Genomic DNA, 14,706 nt, shown 5'->3' on the forward strand with positions numbered 1-14,706 from the left:
GTTTGAGACATATGCAGTGGTGGGAACGAGTAAGCGCTGCTCACACGCGTAAGTTGACTCTCATGGCACCGCGGGTGAAGCTGACCAACGCCGACAAGGTGCTCTATCCCGCCACCGGGACCACGAAGCGGGACGTCTTCGACTACTACACCCGCATCGCCGAGGTGATGATCCCGCACATCGCGGGGCGCCCGGCCACCCGCAAGCGCTGGCCCAACGGGGTCGAGCAGGACGCCTTCTTCGAAAAGCAGCTGGCCGCGTCGGCGCCGGACTGGCTGCCGCGCGCCAGCGTCACGCACCGCTCCGGGACCACGACCTATCCGATCATCGACAGCCCCGAGGGGCTGGCGTGGATCGCGCAACAGGCCGCGCTGGAAGTGCACGTGCCGCAGTGGCGGTTCGTCGCCCAGTGGACCCGGAGCAAGGCTGAAGAGCTCAAGCCCGGCCCGGCAACCCGATTGGTCTTCGACCTCGACCCCGGCGAGGGCGTCAGCATGGCCCAGCTGGCCGAGGTGGCCCATGCCGTGCGCGACCTGATCGACGGGATCGGGCTGACCCTGTTCCCGCTCACCAGTGGCAGCAAGGGGCTGCACCTCTACGCGCCGCTGGCGGAACCGGTGAGCAGCAAGGGCGCGACGGTGTTGGCGAAACGGGTTGCCCAGCAACTGGAAAAGTCGATGCCCGAGCTGGTCACGTCCACCATGACCCGCAGCTTGCGGGCGGGCAAGATCTTCCTCGACTGGAGCCAGAACAACGGATCGAAAACGACCATTGCGCCGTACTCCCTGCGCGGACGCGAACACCCGACGGTCGCAGCGCCGCGGACCTGGGCGGAGATCGAGGACCCGGCGTCGCTGCGCCAACTGCGCTACGACGAGGTGCTGGCCCGTGTCGCTCGCGACGGCGACCTGCTGGCGGCCCTGGACAACGACGTCGCCGTCCCGGACCGGCTGACCAGGTACCGCGGCATGCGGGACGCATCGAAGACCCCCGAACCCGTCCCGCGGACGAAACCCACTACGGGGCAAGGCAATACGTTCGTGATTCAAGAACACCACGCCCGCCGGCTGCACTACGACTTCCGGCTGGAGCGCGACGGCGTGCTGGTGTCGTGGGCGGTGCCGAAGAACCTGCCCGAAACCACCTCGGTGAACCATCTGGCGGTCCACACCGAGGATCACCCGCTGGAATACGCCGCCTTCGAGGGCAACATCCCCAAGGGGGAATACGGGGCCGGGAAGGTCATCATCTGGGACTCCGGCACCTATGAGGCGGAGAAGTTCAATGACTCCGCCGAAAATGGGGAGGTCATCGTCAACCTGCGCGGCAGCAAGGTCTCCGGGCGCTATGCGCTGATCCAAACCAAGGGTGACCAGTGGCTGGCGCACCGGATGAAGGACCAGAAGGTCTTCGACTTCGACGGAATCGCGCCCATGCTGGCCACCCACGGCTCGGTCGCGGGGTGCAAGGCGGGCCAGTGGGCCTTCGAAGGCAAGTGGGACGGTTACCGGCTGCTGGTCGAGATCGACCACGGAGACCTGCGGGTGCGGTCCCGGCGGGGCCGGGAGGTCACCGCCGAATACCCCCAATTACGCGCTCTGGCAGCCGATCTCGCCGACCACCACGTGGTGCTCGACGGGGAAGCAGTCGTCCTGGACGCCTCCGGGGTGCCGAGCTTTCATGCGATGCAGAACCGGGGCCGCGGCAGCCGCGTGGAGTTCTGGGCGTTCGACGTGCTGTATCTCGACGGCCGTTCGCTGCTGCGGGCCCGCTACCAAGACCGCCGAAAACTGTTGGAGACGCTGGCCGGTGGCAGTGACCTCATCGTCCCCGAGCTGTTGCCGGGGGACGGGAAACAGGCACTGGAGCACTCCCGCGAGCACGGCTGGGAGGGCGTGGTCGCCAAGAAACGCGACTCCACCTATCAGCCGGGCCGGCGCTCGGCGTCCTGGATCAAGGACAAGCATTGGAACACCCAGGAAGTCGTCATCGGCGGCTGGAAGGCCGGGGAGGGCGGCCGCAGCAGCGGCATCGGGTCGCTGCTGATGGGCATCCCCGCCGACGGGGGGCTGCACTTTGCCGGGCGGGTCGGTACTGGGTTCACCGAGCGTGACCTGGCGAGCCTGAAGAAGGCGCTGGCGCCACTGCACACCGACGAATCCCCCTTCACCCCGCCGCTTCCCCGCAGCGAGGCCAAGGGCGTGACGTACGTCGAGCCGGTGCTGGTGGGCGAAGTGCGCTACAGCGAATGGACCCCGGATGACCGGTTGCGCCAATCGAGTTGGCGTGGGCTGCGGCCGGACAAGGAACCGAGTGAGGTGGTGCGCGAATGAAATGGGTGACCTACCTTGGCGCGGACGGTGAACGCACCGGGGTGTTCTCCGGTGACGCCATCCACGCGATGCCCGCGGGCGTGACGCTGCTCGACCTGGTCGGCCGCGGCGCCGACGGATTGCGCGCGGCCGGCGAGGAGGCGCTGCGCGCCCCGGCGGCGACGGTGCCCCTGGGGGAAGTGCGGCTGCTGGCGCCGATCCCGCGACCGCCGTCCATCCGCGATTCGCTGTGCTTTCTCGATCACATGCGCAACTGCCAGGCCGCGCTGGGCGCCGGGCGGACGCTCGCCGACACCTGGTACCGGATACCGGCGTTCTATTTCGCCTGCCCCGCAACGGTTTTAGGGCCCTACGACGATGCCCCCACCGCGCCCGGAAGCGCTTGGCAGGACTTCGAATTGGAGATCGCCGCGATCATCGGCACCGGCGGGCGGGACTTGACCGTCGACGAAGCCGAGCGGGCCATCATCGGCTACACCATCTTCAACGACTGGTCGGCACGCGACCTGCAGCAACTGGAGAGCCAACTGGGCATCGGACAGGGCAAGGGCAAAGACAGCGGCGTCACCCTGGGCCCCTACCTGGTGACACCCGACGAACTCGAGCCGTACCGGCGGGACGGCAGCCTGGACCTGCGGGTGACCGCGCTGGTCAACGACGCCGTGATCGGGTCGGGTTCGACCGCCCAAATGGATTGGAGCTTCGGCGAAGTCATCTCCTACGCCTCGCGAGGCGTGACGCTCGCCCCGGGCGACGTCATCGGCTCCGGAACGGTGCCGACCTGCACGCTGGTCGAACACCTGAACCCGACGGCGCTGGACTCCTTCCCCGGCTGGCTGCACGACGGCGACGTCGTCACGCTGCGGGTCGAGGGACTCGGGGAGACTCGACAGACCGTGCGCGCCGGTGCCGCACCGCATCCGTTGGCGGCCCGACCCAATCCCGACGCCGCGCCCGCGGCGCCGCGGGTGAATCGGGCGCCCGCGAAGGTGCCCTACACGCGCGGCCTGCACCAGGTCGCCGACCGGGTCTGGGCGTGGACGCTGCCCGACGGCGGTTACGGGTGGAGCAACGCCGGGCTGGTCGCCGGCGACGGCGCGTCGCTGCTCGTCGACACGCTGTTCGACCTGGCGTTGACCCGCGAAATGCTCAGTGCGATGCGGGACATCACCGCCGCCGCACCCATCACCGACGCGCTGATCACCCACTCAAACGGCGACCACACCCACGGCAACCAGCTGCTCGATCCGTCGGTTCGGATCATCGCCGCGCGGGGCACGGCGGACGAGATCGCGCACGGGATGGCGCCCGAGATGCTGGCGATGGCGCAGACTGCGAACCTGGGCCCGGTCGCGACCCCCTACACCCGAGACCGCTTCGGGCACTTTGACTTCAGCGGCATCACGGTGCGCAACGCGGATCAGACGTTCGACCGCGAGCTGACCATCGAGTTGGGTGGGCGGCGCATCGACCTGCTGAACTTGGGCCCCGCGCACACCGCCGCGGATTCGGTGGTGCACGTGCCCGACGCGGGTGTGCTCTTCGGTGGCGACCTGCTGTTCATCGGCTGCACCCCCATCGTGTGGGCCGGCCCGATCGCCAACTGGATCGCCGCGTGCGACGCGATGATCGCGCTGGACGCGCCGACGGTGGTGCCCGGCCACGGCCCCGTCAGCGACCCCGACGGAATCCGCTCCGTGCGTGGCTATCTCGCCCACGTCTCCGACCAAGCCGAGGCCGCCTACCACCGCGGGCTGTCGTGGTCGGAGGCGGCCGACACCATCGACCTCGGCGAGTACGCGACCTGGCTGGACGCTGAGCGCGTCGTCGTCAACGTCTATCAGCGGTACCGCGAACTGGACCCGGAGACCCCTCAGCTGGAGGTGATGGCCCTGCTGGTGATGCAGGCCGAGTGGCTGGCCAAGCGGTCCTGAAACCCCGCGGGAAATCCAAGGACACGACATCTCTCGGCGTGGCGCGGGCAGGCTCGGTCTGCCGCGGTTGCCGGCTTGGCTTGATCATGCGAGAGGCGCCCGGGACGTGCGCTGAAATTGATAACCGTGACGGTGGAGCTTGTGTGGCTCAGGTCGGCGTCTCGGCGTCGGGTCTGAGGTGCTGCCACCAGCAGTAGATGTAGATCGCCATCGAAATCGCCAGTATGACGATCACCCAGAGCACCACTGTGACGTCAACCCACCATCCGATCGGTGGCGAGTCGGGGAGGGCATTTCGCAGCGGTACTACCGCGAAGAGCATTGCCGCATACCAAGTCGTCATCGGCGGCTGGAATTTTCGGCGACCACGCACGGTCTGCACTGCAACGATCAATCCCAGACCTGCAAGCAGGATCAATACACCGAGGATTGCGGCAGCAAAAGCTCCGGTCGTTGGCGACCGGTGCAAGACCACTCGATACGGTGCCGGCTTACCGGCCTGGCTGGTGGCGGGGACGTCAACCCTCCAGCCGCGAAGACGGTCGATGAAAGTCACCGACGCCCGCTGTGGTTCTGCCCCAGCGCCCCGGAAGAGTTCGACCGTGATGGGGCCCGAATGGTAGTCATCGAACGGCCAATGCCGCACGTCACCAGTGAGATTCAACGTGACCGGAAAAACGCCGGGCAGCATACCTTTTGACCACGTGCGTTTGGTCGGTGTTACCGCAGATGTCACTATGACACTGAGGTCTTGGGTGAGGTCATGGGTTGAGGGATCCAGCAGCCCCGGCCCGGGCGATACGGCCAGGTCGGCGATCAACTCGCCATCGATCGAGTGAACTTCTTTGAGGCCGATGGTCACCGTGGTTCCATCGGACGCCGGGTAACCATCAACGACTCGACGAGGTTGGCCCATACCTGCGCTGGCATACAACATGATCATGCCGACATAGGCGGCGATGAGGATCACGACACCGACGATGCCTAACGTCCTGAGGGATGGCCTTGCACGTAAAGGCTTATCCGCCGACAACAGCGCCTCCCCTATGGCATGTGTTTCCGTGCAGGGATTGTAGCCGTGAGTGAGCCTCGGTGCTTGGTCACGGAACCGGCACCGGACACCCCGCACCGGGTGGCCGCCCACGGGTCCGGGCCCCTTAACCCCGAGAGCGCACCCCCGGAGTTAAAGCCGCACGGCCCGAACGAATTTGATCGTGGTCGCCGGGACCTGCTCCGCGGCGGGCCCCAACTCCGGCAGCCCGGCGGCGGAGAACAGGTCGGTGAGCCGGGATTCGGTGGTTTCCCAGCCGTTTTCATGCAGATGCGCGGCGACGTCGGTGTGCTCGCCCGGATACGTCAAGCTGGTCAGGTCCATCTCGAGCCCGTGTCGTCGCCAGCCTTCGGTCATGAGCTTGGCCTGCTCCCGGGCTGCCGGCGACGTGCCGGTCACCGTGCCGTAGTCGGCGGCGAACCGGCTGCCCTCGGCCGACAGCGGGATGATGGAGTCCAGCAGCCGAATCTCGGCCTCCGGCGGCAGCCATCCGATGAGCACGCCCTCGGCCAGCCATGCGGTGGGATGGGCCGGATCGAAGCCCGCCTCCTGAAGCGCCGCCGGCCAATCGTCGCGCAGGTCGACGCCGACCTCGCGGAGCTTGGCGGTGGGCGCCGCCCCGATCTCCGACATCGTCGCCGCCTTGAACGCGATGACCTCGGGCTGGTCGATCTCGTACACGATCGTCCCGATCGGCCAGCGCAGCCGGTAGGCGCGGGAATCCAGGCCCGAGGCCACGATCACCACCTGGAGCAGGCCCGCCTGCCCGGCCGCCGCGAAATAGTCGTCGAAATACCGCGCGCGGGCGGCGAACGTGTCGACCATGCGGGCAAACCCGACGCTTCGCTCGAGGTCGTCGGGATCGAGTTCGCCGCTGGCCAGCCTGGTGAACACGTCCAACCCGACGGCGCGCACCAGCGGCTCGGCGAAGTCGTCGGTGATGACCGGCTGCGGACGCTTGCTCGCGGCGGCCCTGGCGGCGGCGACCATGGTGGCCGTCGCTCCCACGCTGTTGGCCAGGTCCCAGCTGTCACCTTCGGTTCGTGCCATGGCTTCTCCTTCGATGTGGCGGCCAAACCACGGTATGCCCCGTCGGTGAAATCCGCGTCGCCTACCGTTTCAGCCATGCCCGCAGTGGAATTGGAAACCGTCGAAGACGGCATCGCCCGCATCACCCTGAACCGGCCCGAGCGCCTCAACGCCATCGACGGCGCGTTGATCGACGGCGTGGACCACGCCCTGGACGCGCTCGGCGACGGCGAGTTCAGGGTGGCGATCCTGACCGGCGCCGGACGCGGATTCTGCGCGGGGGCCGACCTGAGCGGCACCGGCGAGCCGTGGACCAAGCCCAGGCCATCCACCCCGGCGTTCAAGGTCAACTACGACTCCCAGGTCCGCCTCGCCGACCTGTTCACGCGGATCTACGAGCTGCCCATTCCGGTGATCGCCGCGGTCAACGGCGTGGCCGTCGGGGGCGGGCTGGCCTTCGCGCTGGTCTGCGACGTCCGCGTCGCCTCCGACCGGGCGCGGTTCTCCTCGGCGTTCATCAAGGCGGGCTTCTCGTCGATGGACATGGGCACCAGCTACCTGCTACCCAAGATCGTCGGCGCGGGAGTGGCGCGCGAACTCATGCTGACCGGCCGCATCATCGACGCGGCCGAGGCCTACCGCATCAAGCTGGTGCACGAGGTGGTGGCCCCCGACGAGCTGATGCCGGCCGCGCTGAAGGTGGCCCGCTCGATCGCCGAGAACAACGCCTACGGCGTCTGGCAGACCAAAATCGGTCTGAACGCGGCACTGGATGCGCCCAGCCTGCGGCATGCCATCGAGATCGAGAACCGCACCCAGATCCTCACCGGCTTCACCAACAACCCGGTCGAGGCGGCCAAGGCGCACCGGGAAAAGCGCGCCCCGAAATGGGATCCGCTGTGACGGTCAGTGAAGGTCAGACCTTTGCGATGACGTTCTCGGCGAACATCTCGAGGTTGCGGATCTTGTTCTCCAGTGGCTCGGTGTCCTTGCCCTTGATGTAGGGGATGCGGAAGCCGACGATCGCGTCGGTGACGCCCTTGTCTTCCAGGCGTTTGATGCCGTCCACGGTGTAGGCGTCGGCCGAGATGACGTGGATCTGGAAGGGCCCGGTCTTGCCGGCGTCTTCGCGATACCGCTTGAGCTTGGCGATGAGCCCGTCGAGTTCTTCCGGGTCGCCTCCGCCGTGCATCCAGCCGTCCAGCCGGGCCGCGCGGCGCAGGGCCGCGTCGGCATGCCCGCCGACCAGGATCGGGATCGGCTGCGTGGGAGCCGGCGCCATCTTGGTCTTGGGGATGTCGTAGAACTCGCCGTGGAATTCGAAGTAGTCGCCGCTGGTGAGTCCCTGGATGATTTCGATGCATTCGTCCATGCGCTTGCCGCGCTTGGCGAATGGGACGCCCAGCAGTTCGTAGTCCTCCGGCCATGGGCTGGTGCCGACGCCGAAGCCCACCCGGTTGTTGGTCAATGCCGCCAGCGAACCGATCTGCTTGGCCACCAGCGCCGGCGGCCGGATGGGCAGCTTGAGGACGAAGAAGTTGAAGTGCAGCTTGGTCGTCACCGCGCCCAATGCCGCTGTCAGCACGAAGGTTTCGATGAACTCCTTGCCCTCAAGGAACTCGCGATCGCCGTCGGGGGTGTAGGGGTATTTCGAGTCGGACTCGAAGGGGTAGGCGATGCTGTCGGCGATCGTCATCGCGTGGTACCCGGCCGCCTCGGCCGCCTGGGCCAGCGGGATGTAGTACCGGTGATCGGTCATCGCCTCCGCGTAGGTGAACCGCACGTCATCTGCCTTCCTGGAAACGGGTCGTCACACGAGATTAGAACGTGTTCTAGTTCTACCCGTGCGCGGGTTCCCGGCACAATAAGGCGTCAGAGCTGGTTTTCGGGGCCGATCACCGCCCACACCGTCTTGCCGGTCGCGGTGGGAGTGCTGCCCCACGCGCGTGAGAGCGCGCCGACGATCGCCAGGCCGGACACGTCGATGCCGTTCGCCGGGGACGGCAGCCGCAGGGCCGGGGCATGGCTGCTGTCGGACACGGCGATCGTCGCCGTCGCGCCATGCCTCTCGATCCGCACCACGGGGACGCTTGCGGTGTGTTCCAGCACGTTCTCGACGAAGACGTTGACCACGACCAACGCGACGGGGATGAGCGTGGATTGCGACCAGGCGGTGAGCCACTCGCGGACCAGGCGGCGTGACTCGCGCAGGCTGGTCAGGTCGGCGGGCAGTTGCGCGTCAGCACGACGCACGGCACGCCGGCTCTGCTGGCTGAGCGCCTTCGTCGCCGCCTTCTCGGTCGAGTACACCGGCATGAAGTAGGCAACGCCGTTGCGGGTGATCGCCTCGCGTGTCCCGCGGTGCGCGCACACCAGGACGACCGGAACATGGGGATCGCTGCGGATCTGCCAGTACGCGCCGATGAACGTCGACCACGCCGAGTCGGCGAGCACCTTGAGCGCGGAGATGTTGACGATGACGGCGGCGGGCTCGCCCAGCGTGGCCTGCAGGATGTGGTCGCGGAGCGCCGCGGAGTTGGTCGTGTCGAGCGCACCGTCGACGGTCAGGATGGCCACGGATTGATCCGTCCGCGTCGCGGCGGCCAGTGAGCTGGGGGATTCAGCGACCGAGCTCACCGCGCGACCCCTTCTCCGCAGGGGGCCTACGGTGTCGATGTGCTGGGATTCCCGGCTGGAGCAGAAACCGAGGAGACATCCGGCTGCCCAGCGGGGTCTTGCCGTCCGGTTCCATCGCTGCTCCTCGAATTACCGCCGGGCCAACTGCTTGAGTATCCGCCCTCAGCGGCAAAAGTCGAATGCGGGTCGAGCGGCCTGCAAGCCGCCGGAATGCGCAGCCCACAAGGGTCATGTCCCGGACGCGCGCGGCATGCGGCGCGGTAGGAGTGAGGCGCGTGCCCGTCCCCACCCGTTCGAGGCCCCCGCCTCTACCGCACCGAACCTGACGTTCGAATCCGCTGCGCAGCACGCGCATGTCCCGAAGCTACCACCTTCCGGGGCGGTCCGAACGCCCGGATACCCCCGGGAATGGTTCGATGAGCAGCGCAAAAAGCGGCCGGTCAGGTGAGCGCGTACGGCGGAGCACCCACCCCGGCGACCGAATGCGTCCCCCACGGCGTCTGCTCGACGATCCGCGCGGCGGCACTGCGCCCGCCCACCGTCAAGGTCGCGGTCCGGGTTTGCCTGAGCGCCTCGTCCGGCAACGGCCGCGACGGCGAACCGAACAGCGTCCCCTGCCAGTGGTAGCGGCCGTCGATCGGGTCCAGGTGGCCGGTGAGCCGGACTCGCACCGGGTGGATGCCGCCGGCGATCTCCAGCGTCGCCGCGCCGTCGTAGGTGTCGTCACGCTCGGGCGCGGCGGACGACAGGTCGAAGGCCGACGCCACCGGGGGCGCCTGGTCGGGTGTGAGCCGGGCGCGCTCGTTGAACACCCGCAGGCTGCTGGCGCGCACCTCGATGCGGCCGCTGGCCGTGCGATCCATCACGCGCAGGCACTCGGCGATGTAGCGCGCCCGAGCCTCGGCGTCCGGACCGGTGAGGAAGAAGTAGTTGGGGAACCCGCGAAACGCCACCCCGTAGAACGGCTCCATGCCGTCGTGCCACGCCCGCCGGATGGGCAGCCCGCCGGCACCGACGAGCGTCGCGTCGCCCGGCTCGTCGGGGACCGAGAACCCGGTGCCGTAGACGATGGCGTCGACGCGGCGCTCGGCGCCATCGCGGGTGCGGATGCCCGACACGGTCACCGCCTCGATCGCCGACCCGGCCACCGTGACCGGACGGCGCTCGGCGGGCGGCGCGATGCGCCGGCGCAGCCAGCGCTTGGCCCGCGTGGACCACAACGGGATCTCGGTGACCACCCGGCGCGGTCCGTGGGCGAAGACGGTAACCGACGCCGCCGCCTCGATCAGCCGGCGCATGTGGTGGCCGGCGGCGGCGTCGCAGCCGACGACCGCGACGCGCTTGCCGGACGGATCGAAGCCGGGGGCCCAGGCGGCCGCGTGAAACGACTCGCCGAGGAAGTCGTCGCGGCCCGCGATGTCCGGCAGCCACGGGACGAAGGGCGGCCGGCCGGCGGCGATGACCGCCCTCGCTCGCAGGCCCTCGCCGCCGGCCGTCGTCAGCAGCCAGGTGTCGGTGCTGTCGTCGAACCTCGACCGCAGGTCCGCGGCCGGCCCGTCGAGGACCACGAAATCGGTGACGCCGGCGGCCAGCAACACCGACCGGGCGTCGGGGTGCGCGCCGACGACGGCGATGGGGTGGCGGGGCTCGGCGGGGTCGCGCGGCCGCGTCACAGAAACCTGCTGCGCTTCCAGCCGCGGCGGGCGATGGGGCCCAGCAGGCCCACCTCGGTCAGGAACGTCGCCAGCGGGGCGAAACCGGCGACCTGCATGTCGCGGCGATGCGGGCTGGTCCGCGCGATCCGCCGGGCCCGCTTCGGGTCCAGGCCGGTACGCGCGTAGGGGATCGGGTTGCTGAACAGGTAGTTGAAGAAGTACCCGCCCAGACCGTTGATGTTCGCCATGAACCAGCGGTTGAACCGGGGCATCTCGGCGACGCGTTTGCGGGCGCCGTCGCGGGCGAACTGGATGTGGCGCGCCTCCTCGGTGACGTGAATCCGCATGAGTCGCTGGATGATTGGCTGTAACTCCGGGTCGTCCATCATCTGCCGTTGCAGCGAGTCGAAAATCTCCTCCCCGATCAACGCCGCCACCCACAGCATCGAGCCCCGCTGGAACGCCAGCGGCAGGGCGTTGATGATCATCCGGTGGAACAGCCGCGGCCGCACCGGCTTTGCGCCGATGCGCTCGATGGCCTTGCCGAACATCACCATGTGGCGGGTCTCGTCACCCAGCTCGGTCAGCTTGTAGTGGGTCGAGGAGCTGGTGGGGTCCTCGTGCAGGATCGTGCGCAACAGCGACTGGTTCAGCATGTTCTCGAACCAGATGCCGGCCGAGAGCGTGTTGACCAGCTCCTGGCGGGAGAGCTCGATCTGTTGTTCGCGGGTCATCTCGTCCCACATCGGCGTCCCGTACAGCGACACCAGCCGCGGCGGCAGATAGAACTTGTCCGGGTCCAGCGGCGCATCCCAGTCGATGTCGACGACGGGTTCGTAGGACTTTTTCACCGAGCCTTTGAGCAGGCGGTCGGAAAACGCCTCACGACTCGGCCCGCTCGATTTGACCGCAGTGGTGGTCATCGCTGGCGTCCCTTCATTGGGTCCTGCAGACGGTACCCATGGTACTGGGTACTTTCGGCCCGGGCTAGGCCCTTTAGGTTGCAATTCGGCAAGCTGATTCACGCAACGAGGAGGTCTGTTGGGCCGGCACATCCACGTCATCGGCGTCGGCGCCGGCGATCCCGCGTACGTGACCGTCCAGGCGATCGACGCGCTCAACGACACCCAGGTCTTCTTCGCGATGGACAAGGGCGAGGCGAAAAGCGACCTGGTGGCGCTGCGACGGCAGATCTGCGCCCGGTTCATCCGCGAGCCCGGCTACCGATTCGTCGAGCTGCCCGATCCCCAACGGTCGGCCGACGGCGGCTCTGAGGGCGCCTATCGCGAGGCCGTGTCGGACTGGCACGCGGCGCGGGCGCGGGTCTGGGCGGCGGCCATCGCCGCCGAGCTGGGTCCCGACGGCGTCGGCGCGTTCCTGGCGTGGGGCGACCCGTCGCTGTACGACAGCACGCTGCGCATCCTGGACGCCATCGGGGGGCAGCTCGAGTTCACCTTCGACGTCATCCCGGGCATCACGGCGGTGCAGGCGCTCACGGCCCGGCACCGCATCCCGCTCAACGAGGTCGGGGAACCGGTACTGATCACCACCGGCAGGAAGCTGCGCGAGCAGGGGCTGTCCGGGGCGGCGGTCGTGATGCTCGATGCCGACTGCTCGTTTCAGGCGTGCCCGCCCGACACCCAAATCTGGTGGGGTGCCTATCTGGGCACCGCCGACGAGCTGCTGGTGGCGGGCACCGTCGGCGAGGTCGGCACCCGCATTGCGGCACTGCGGGCCGAGGCCCGGGCGCGGCACGGCTGGATCATGGACACCTATTTGCTCAGACCGGCAGACTGAAAGGCGTGCCCGAACTGCCCGAGGTCGAAGCGCTGGCCGACCATCTGCGCCGCCACGCCGTCGGCCTGACGATCGGCCGCGTCGACGTCGCCGCGCTGTCCGTGCTGAAAACCTTCGACCCGCCGCCCAGCGCGCTGCACGGGCGGACCGTGACGGGGGCCCACCGCTGGGGCAAATACCTCGGGCTGCAGGCCGGAGAGCTGTACCTGATCGCCCACCTGTCGCGGGCGGGTTGGCTGCGCTGGTCGGACAGGCTCGCCGCGGCGCCGCTGCGCCCCGGCAAGGGCCCGATCGCGCTGCGGGTGCACCTGGGCACGCCCGGCGAGGCGCCCGGCTTCGACCTCACCGAGGCGGGCACTCAGAAGCGGCTGGCCGTGTGGCTCGTCGGCGATCCGCAGTCGGTGCCCGGGATCGCCGCCCTGGGCCCCGACGCGCTGGAACTGAGCGCCGACGATCTCGGCGGGCTGTTGGCCGGCAACACCGGCCGGATCAAGACCGTCATCACGGATCAGAAGGTGATCGCCGGCATCGGCAACGCCTACAGCGACGAGATCCTGCACGTCGCCAAGATCTCCCCGTTCGCGACGGCCGGGAAACTGACCGACGAGCAGCTCGCCACCCTGCACGACGCGATGGTGTCCGTCCTGCGCGACGCGGTGAGTCGATCCGTGGGGCAGGGGGCGGCCACGCTCAAGGGGGAGAAACGCTCCGGGCTGCGGGTGCATGCGCGCACCGGGCTGCCCTGCCCGGTGTGTGGGGACACCGTGCGGGAAGTTGCCTTCGCGGACAAGTCTTTTCAGTACTGCCCGACATGCCAGACCGGCGGCAAGGTGCTGGCCGACCGGCGGATGTCGCGGCTGCTCAAGTAGGCCTCAACAAGGCGATGCTCCGAGACTTGACACCTGTCGATATGTTGCCCGGGTGACTCGCCAGAAGATCCTCATCACCGGCGCCAGCTCCGGGCTGGGCGCCGGCATGGCCCGCGCGTTCGCCGCCAAGGGTCGCGACCTGGCGTTGTGCGCCCGTCGCACCGACCGACTCGACGAGCTGAAAGCCGAACTCTCGCAGAAGTATCCGGGGATCAAGATCGCCGTCGCCGCGCTGGACGTGAACGACCACGAGCAGGTGCCGAAGGTCTTCGGCGAACTCAGCGACGAGCTCGGCGGCATCGACCGGGTCATCGTCAACGCCGGCATCGGCAAGGGGGCCAAGCTGGGCTCGGGCAAGCTGTGGGCGAACAAGGCGACCATCGAGACCAACCTGGTGGCCGCGCTGGTGCAGATCGAGACCGCGCTGGAGATGTTCCACAAGAGCGGGTCGGGCCATCTGGTGCTGATCTCGTCGGTGCTCGGCAACAAGGGGGTACCGGGCGTCAAGGCCGCCTACGCGGCCAGCAAGGCCGGGCTGAGCTCGCTGGGTGAATCCCTGCGCGCCGAGTACGCCAAGGGTCCGATCAAGGTCTCGGTCATCGAGCCGGGCTACATCGAGTCGGAGATGACGGCCAAGTCGAACAGCACGATGTTGATGGTGGACAACGCGACCGGCGTCAACGCCCTGGTCGCCGCGATGGAACGCGAGCCCGGCCGCGCCGCGGTGCCCTGGTGGCCGTGGGCGCCGCTGGTGCAGGTGATGCGGGTGCTGCCGCCCCAGCTCACCAAGTGGTTCGCCTAGCTTCGCTGCCCGCGAGCGTCCGTGTCTGTACGCGACACGCCGGGCTCACGCGTGCAAATGTGGACGCTCGCGGTTGAGGGCTGTTAGCTGGTGCGGCCGCGTTCCGTGCGGTATCGGCGGACCAGCGCGTCGGTCGAGCTGTCCGACTGCGGCGCAGGCGAGTCGTCGGACGTGATCACCGGGAGCAACGCCTTCGCCTGGGTCTTGCCCAGCTCTACGCCCCACTGGTCGAACGAGTCGATGCCCCAGACGACGCCCTCGGTGAAGACCTGATGCTCGTAGAGCGCGATCAGCTGGCCCAGCACAGAGGGGGTGAGCCGGTCGGCCAGGATCGAGGTCGACGGCCGGTTGCCCGGCATCACCTTGTGCGGCACGACGTCGGGCGGCGTGCCTTCGGCGGCGATCTCCTCGGCCGTCTTGCCGAACGCCAGCACCTGGGTCTGGGCGAAGAAGTTGCTCATCAGCAGGTCGTGCATGCTGCCCGTGCCCTCGACGGTGGGCAGGTCGTCGAGGGGCTGGCTGAAGCCGATGAAGTCGGCCGGCACCAGCCGGGTGCCCTGATGCAGCAATTGGTAGAAGGCATGCTGGCCGTTGGTTCC

General features: G+C 68.4%; 12 protein-coding genes and 2 pseudogenes. 7 read left to right on the top strand and 7 right to left on the bottom strand.

Going from position 1 to position 14,706, the window contains the following annotated elements:
• Positions 1–62: 62 nt before the first annotated feature.
• On the top strand, positions 63–2,333 hold the full coding sequence (locus A9X04_RS07645; RefSeq protein ID WP_067919038.1) for an ATP-dependent DNA ligase: 2,271 nt from the start codon (positions 63–65) through the stop codon (positions 2,331–2,333).
• Positions 2,330–4,267 carry a fumarylacetoacetate hydrolase family protein gene (locus A9X04_RS07650; RefSeq protein WP_067919039.1) on the top strand — a complete coding sequence of 646 codons (1,938 nt, stop codon included), beginning with the start codon at positions 2,330–2,332 and terminating at the stop codon, positions 4,265–4,267. Before A9X04_RS07645 ends, A9X04_RS07650 begins: the two co-directional genes overlap by 4 nt.
• A gap of 148 nt (positions 4,268–4,415) precedes the next feature.
• Here the strand turns inward: A9X04_RS07650 and A9X04_RS07655 are convergent, their stop codons facing one another.
• Entirely contained in the window at positions 4,416–5,210 is a 795-nt protein-coding gene (locus A9X04_RS07655; protein WP_067919052.1) for a DUF4436 domain-containing protein, read from the bottom strand.
• A gap of 240 nt (positions 5,211–5,450) precedes the next feature.
• Complete coding sequence (locus A9X04_RS07660) at positions 5,451–6,368, bottom strand: SAM-dependent methyltransferase (protein ID WP_067919040.1); 918 nt, start codon at positions 6,366–6,368, stop codon at positions 5,451–5,453.
• A gap of 75 nt (positions 6,369–6,443) precedes the next feature.
• On the opposite strand from A9X04_RS07660, the gene A9X04_RS07665 reads away from it, so the two are divergent.
• Positions 6,444–7,250: an enoyl-CoA hydratase/isomerase family protein gene (locus A9X04_RS07665; protein WP_067919041.1), complete on the top strand. Its 807-nt coding sequence runs from the start codon at positions 6,444–6,446 to the stop codon at positions 7,248–7,250.
• Between the two features lie 13 nt (positions 7,251–7,263).
• Here the strand turns inward: A9X04_RS07665 and A9X04_RS07670 are convergent, their stop codons facing one another.
• The 4 genes from A9X04_RS07670 to A9X04_RS07685 all read right to left on the bottom strand — a co-directional run bounded on the left by A9X04_RS07670 (position 7,264) and on the right by A9X04_RS07685 (position 11,562).
• Positions 7,264–8,130 carry an LLM class flavin-dependent oxidoreductase gene (locus tag A9X04_RS07670; RefSeq protein WP_067919042.1) on the bottom strand — a complete coding sequence of 289 codons (867 nt, stop codon included), beginning with the start codon at positions 8,128–8,130 and terminating at the stop codon, positions 7,264–7,266.
• Positions 8,131–8,219: 89 nt separating this feature from the next.
• Positions 8,220–8,984, bottom strand: a complete 765-nt coding sequence (locus tag A9X04_RS07675; RefSeq protein WP_067919043.1) for an STAS domain-containing protein — start codon at positions 8,982–8,984, stop codon at positions 8,220–8,222.
• Positions 8,985–9,424: 440 nt separating this feature from the next.
• A complete protein-coding gene (locus A9X04_RS07680; protein WP_231985676.1) occupies positions 9,425–10,411 on the bottom strand; it encodes a DUF4873 domain-containing protein in 987 nt (328 codons plus the stop codon).
• Between the two features lie 242 nt (positions 10,412–10,653).
• A complete protein-coding gene (locus tag A9X04_RS07685) occupies positions 10,654–11,562 on the bottom strand; it encodes a diiron oxygenase (protein WP_067919044.1) in 909 nt (302 codons plus the stop codon).
• Positions 11,563–11,680: 118 nt separating this feature from the next.
• Here A9X04_RS07685 and cobF point away from each other — a divergent pair, with 118 nt between their 5' ends.
• The 4 genes and pseudogenes from cobF (at position 11,681) to A9X04_RS07700 (ending at position 14,107) form a co-directional block, all read left to right on the top strand.
• Positions 11,681–12,436, top strand: coding sequence for a precorrin-6A synthase (deacetylating) (cobF, locus tag A9X04_RS07690; RefSeq protein ID WP_067919045.1), 756 nt, complete (start codon positions 11,681–11,683; stop codon positions 12,434–12,436).
• Between the two features lie 5 nt (positions 12,437–12,441).
• Positions 12,442–12,636, top strand: a pseudogene (locus tag A9X04_RS31340) (DNA-formamidopyrimidine glycosylase family protein); the annotation flags it as partial.
• Positions 12,637–12,837: 201 nt separating this feature from the next.
• The gene (locus tag A9X04_RS31345) at positions 12,838–13,305 is read left to right on the top strand and encodes a zinc finger domain-containing protein (protein ID WP_231985677.1); all 468 of its coding nucleotides are present in this window, start codon (positions 12,838–12,840) and stop codon (positions 13,303–13,305) included.
• Between the two features lie 52 nt (positions 13,306–13,357).
• Positions 13,358–14,107, top strand: a complete 750-nt coding sequence (locus A9X04_RS07700) for an SDR family oxidoreductase (protein WP_067919047.1) — start codon at positions 13,358–13,360, stop codon at positions 14,105–14,107.
• 83 nt (positions 14,108–14,190) lie between these two features.
• Here the strand turns inward: A9X04_RS07700 and A9X04_RS07705 are convergent.
• Positions 14,191–14,706: pseudogene (locus A9X04_RS07705) on the bottom strand (glucose-6-phosphate isomerase); the annotation flags it as partial.

Origin of the sequence: Mycobacterium sp. E3247, assembly GCF_001667785.1 — a bacterium.
Classification (GTDB): domain Bacteria; phylum Actinomycetota; class Actinomycetes; order Mycobacteriales; family Mycobacteriaceae; genus Mycobacterium.